1 pseudogene is annotated in these 898 nt (G+C 51.1%); it reads left to right on the top strand.

Annotation, left to right across the window (positions count from 1 at the left end):
- Nucleotides 1-898 (top strand): annotated as a pseudogene (locus tag BN93_RS15955) (DNA methylase); the annotation flags it as partial.

Below are 898 nucleotides of genomic sequence, written 5' to 3'. Positions count from 1 at the left end.
TGCGATCATCAGGTGGGAGCAGGAAAGACGCTTATCATGTGTACCGCAGCTTATGAGATGAAGCGGCTCGGTTTGGCGAACAAGCCGATGATACTCGCTCTCAAAGCCAACGTGCAGGAGATAGCACAGACCTTCCAAACGGCTTACCCGAACGCCAAGCTGCTCTATCCGGGGAAGAACGACTTCACGCCCGACAAGCGGCAGCGGATTTTCCACGACATCAAGAACAACAACTGGGACTGCATTGTCCTTACACACGACCAGTTTGGCATGATACCGCAGTCGGACGAGATACAGCAGAAAATCCTTCAGGATGAGCTGGACAGCGTGGAAGAGAACTTGGAGGTTCTGCGTCAGCAGGGACGCAGCATCTCCCGTGCGATGGAGAGAGGGCTTGTCAAGCGGCAGATGAATTTACAGGCGAAGCTGGATGAAATCAAGTTCAAGATAGAGAACCGCAAGGACGATATAGTGGATTTCAAGACAATGGGTATAGACCACCTTTTCGTGGACGAGTCGCATACGTTCAAAAATCTGATGTTCAACACCCGCCACGACCGTGTGGCAGGGTTGGGTAACAGCGAGGGCAGCCAAAGAGCCTTGAATATGCTCTTTGCCATACGAACCATTCAGGAAAGGACGGGGAAAGACTTGGGAGCAACTTTCCTTTCAGGGACGACCATATCGAACTCACTTACGGAGTTGTACCTGCTGTTCAAGTATTTGCGTCCCCAAGCCCTCGAAGCACAGAACATCAAGACCTTTGATGCGTGGGCTGCCATCTTCGCCAAGAAGTCGGTGGACTATGAGTTTTCCGTCACTAACGAAATCGTACAGAAAGAGCGTTTCCGCTATTTTATCAAAGTGCCGGAGTTGGCAGCGTTCTACGCTCAAATCA

The sequence above is a fragment of the Prevotella conceptionensis 9403948 genome (assembly GCF_000312305.1).
Taxonomy (GTDB): Bacteria; Bacteroidota; Bacteroidia; order Bacteroidales; family Bacteroidaceae; genus Prevotella; species Prevotella conceptionensis.
This window is presented reverse-complemented; position numbering and strand designations above follow the sequence as displayed.